Annotated in this window: 2 protein-coding genes; both read right to left on the bottom strand. The window is 62.4% G+C overall.

Annotated elements, in window-relative coordinates:
• The coding region (locus FEM54_RS28550) for a filamentous hemagglutinin N-terminal domain-containing protein (protein ID WP_138453857.1) at window positions 1-1,568 on the bottom strand (1,568 nt) is incomplete at its 3' end.
• 33 nt (window positions 1,569-1,601) lie between these two features.
• Window positions 1,602-3,263: ShlB/FhaC/HecB family hemolysin secretion/activation protein (locus tag FEM54_RS28545; RefSeq protein WP_138453856.1), on the bottom strand; the 1,662-nt coding region annotated here is incomplete at its 5' end.

Genomic DNA, 3,263 nt, shown 5'->3' with positions numbered 1-3,263 from the left:
GCAATTCGCCCGCCCTGGTTATTGATCAGCCCCGTCGCATTCAGGCTCAGCGATTGCCCGGCCGAGACCAGGCCGGCGACGTTATCCAGTTCATTCAGTTGCAGCGTGACCTGCGCCTGGCTCGACAATTCGCCGCTGCGGTTGATCAGTTGCCCGATACCCGCCGTCAGGTTGCCGGTGCTGGTGACCAAACCACCTTGGCTGTTGAGCAGTTGCCCGGCGGTGATCCCAAGGCTGCCTGCGCTGAGGAGGCGGCCCTGGTTCTGGTTGTCGATCTGCGTGGCCGTCAGCTGTGCGTCGCGCCGGGCGCTCAAGGTACCGCCCTGGTTGGCCAGTTCGCCGCTGTTGACGCTGAGGTCGCGGCTGGCGATCACGGTTTTGCCGGTGTTGTCGATGGCCTGCGCGGTCAAGCGCACATCGCCCTGGGCATTGCGGCTGTTATCGGCGTTGACGCCTGCTTCGATGATCCCGTTGTTGGTCAAGCGGCCGCCGGCGTCCAGCGCGATGCTGTCCTTGGCCGCCAGGGTTTGTTGCGTGGTGAGCGCACCTTGGGTGTTTACCGACAGATCAGTACCGGCGTAGACCGCCGCCTTGGCTTGCAAGCTGGCCGCTTTGACGGCGACAGAGGTGCCTGCCGTGGTTGTGCCCATGACCACATTGCCCGCAGCATCAATCTGGATATCACCGCCGGCGACCATATCGCCCGACAGCTTCACGCCCACACCGGCCTCGGTGCCGATCAGCTTGACCGCGCCCACATACATGCCGCCCAGCGCCGACGAGTCAATCGCCAGGTCCGGCGCCTGGCTGCCATCTGCCGCCCGTGCGGTGGCATTTAAGGTGCGTGCGTCCACATCATTGCGCCCGGCGACGATGGTGAGTTTTTTCGCCTGGATCTGCGCATTGATGGTGGTAGCGCGGGTGATGATTTCGAACTGGTCGACATTGGTCGCGTTGAGGCCCGCGCCGTCGATGGCGACGTTGCCTTGATCGACTTGATAGCGGCTGATCTGGCCGTTTTCGATCACCGCTTTACCGGTGGTCAGCGTGACTTGCGGCGTGTTGATAAAGCCGCAACCATTGCAACTGATGCCATACGGGTTGGCGACAATCACATGGGCCGACTGCCCCGCCACTTCGGTGTAGCCGCGCAGTTGGCTGGGGCTCCCGCCGTTGACTTCGTTGAGGATGATATTGGCAGCGGTGCCGCGCAGGTTCGGGTTGCCGACGATGATGCCACCCAGTTGTGTGGCCTGGGTGCGGTCGGTCGCGTTGTTGAGGATGACGCCGTTGGCACCGACGTTATAGTCATGAAATTGGTTGTGCGAGAGGCCATTGGTATTCGGTGCGGCGATATTGACGATGGGCACGCCATTGCCCGCCTGCGCGAGGCCTGTGCCCGGCGCACTGACCACAATGCCGTCGGCCTGGGCCAGCAACGGGTGCCAGAACATCGCGTTGGCCAGGATTAACGCCAACCCGCGTTTAGGCAGCCCCAAAAAGTGGGAACGGCTTTTTACGGCAGCAGAAGGCTGGCGCACGAGGAAGGCGAACTGGCGAACGTCCATGTTGTGTCTCGATACCCGAAGGCGGTAAAAAAATTAAAGGAAAAAATCCATACGGAAATAGATCGGCGCTTCACGCTCTGTGATAGCGGCCGGTCGTTCCAAAGAGTGGGCAAAGGTCACGCTGGCGGCGACGTTTTTGCCACGGGCAAACAGCTCCACCGAGTTGCTGCTCATGCGCCCATGCTGCTCGGCGTTGTAACGGTCGCGGCTGATCACGCCCTGGTCATAACCGAGGCTGGTGCCGTATTCGCTGAGCACCGGTTGCAGCCAGGCCCAGGTCACCGGGCGGCTCCAGCGCAGGTCGTTGCGCCAGTAGCCGCCGCTGTCGCCGGACAGCATCTGGTCCTTGTAGCCACGGATCGACGACTGCCCACCCAGGCTCATGCGCTGCGGGCTGAACAGCACATCTTCGCTGTGCTGGCCGGTCATCAAACTGCTGAAGCTCAAGGACTCGCCCCACAGCTTGAACGGGTACAGGTAGCTGACGGTGGCCGTGTATTTGCGGTAGCGCGCATCGGCCTGGCCGTGGCGCGGGTTGTGGTTGGCCTGGGCGTCAAAGGCACCGATGCCGTCTTGCATGCCGAGGTCGATGTTGAGAAATGAACTGCCGATACGTCGGCCGTGGTTGATGCCGAACTGGGCTTCGCTGAGGCGGTTGCTGCTCAGCGCCAGCTTGCTGTCTTCAATGAAGTTATTGGTGCGCAGGTAGGCGACGCCGGTGCTCAGGGAGGTTTTGCTCAAGGCGTCGCGGTGAACGACACGCTCCAGGCGCAACTGGTGGCTCTGGCTGTCGCCGGTCTGCTTGAACTTGAAGTTGTTGGCCTCGGCCCGAGAGCGGTATTCGCTTTCGGTGTAGCTGTAGGTGAGGTTCCACCAGCCGAAGGGCAAGCTGTAGTTGAGCATCGAATTGCGCGAGGTTTTCTGGTGATCGCTAACCGCATCGTGGCCGCCACGCAACGAAAGTTGGTCGGCCAAGCCCAGCGGGTTGTCCCAGTCGAGGCTGGCGCCCCACTGTTGTTCGCCGGTGCTGCGCTGGCCGCCGTTGTGCCGCGACAGGCCGACACGCCAGGGCTTTTGCGGGGTGTTTTTGACCAGTACATCACTGCCGCCCACGGCCTTGCCCGGCGCCAGTTCCATCTGCGCCTGGTTCGAGGGCAAACGGTTTAGCTGATCGACCATCTGCTCGATTTCACGCAGGTTGAGCAACTCGCCTTGTTTGCCGGGAAAGCTCATCGCCAGTTGACGGTCGGTGATGCCGCTGCTTTCGGCGCCTTTCAGGCTTTCGAGTTTGCCCTCGACTACCTGGATTTTGAGGTTGCCGCTGGAAAGGTCTTGCTGTGGCAGATAAGCGCGGCTAGTGACCAGGCCCTTGGCCAGGTAGCGGTCGGTGATGACCTTGAGCACTTCGTTGAGCTGCGGCACGCCGAGGCATTGGCCGATGTAAGGTTTGATCAGCGCGTTGCGCTCGTCTACGGACAGGGCGTCGGCGCCTGCGAGCTCGATGGTTTTGATCGGGAAGCAACGGGTGTCGGCAGGCGTCGCCGGAGCTGCAGGGGCGGCGGATTTACCGGGCAGATCCTTGAGTTCTTCGAGGCGCCGCTGCTGCTCTTCGAGCAGGCGGTCCTGACGGTCGCGGATCAGGTCGGTGATGCCGGGGGTGCTCTGCGGGGGCGCGGCGTGCGCTAATCCGGCGGT

The organism is Pseudomonas edaphica (genome assembly GCF_005863185.1).
In the GTDB taxonomy this organism is placed as follows: domain Bacteria; phylum Pseudomonadota; class Gammaproteobacteria; order Pseudomonadales; family Pseudomonadaceae; genus Aquipseudomonas; species Aquipseudomonas edaphica.
The sequence above is the reverse complement of the archived record's forward strand: the minus strand, read 5'-3'. Positions and strand labels throughout refer to the sequence as shown.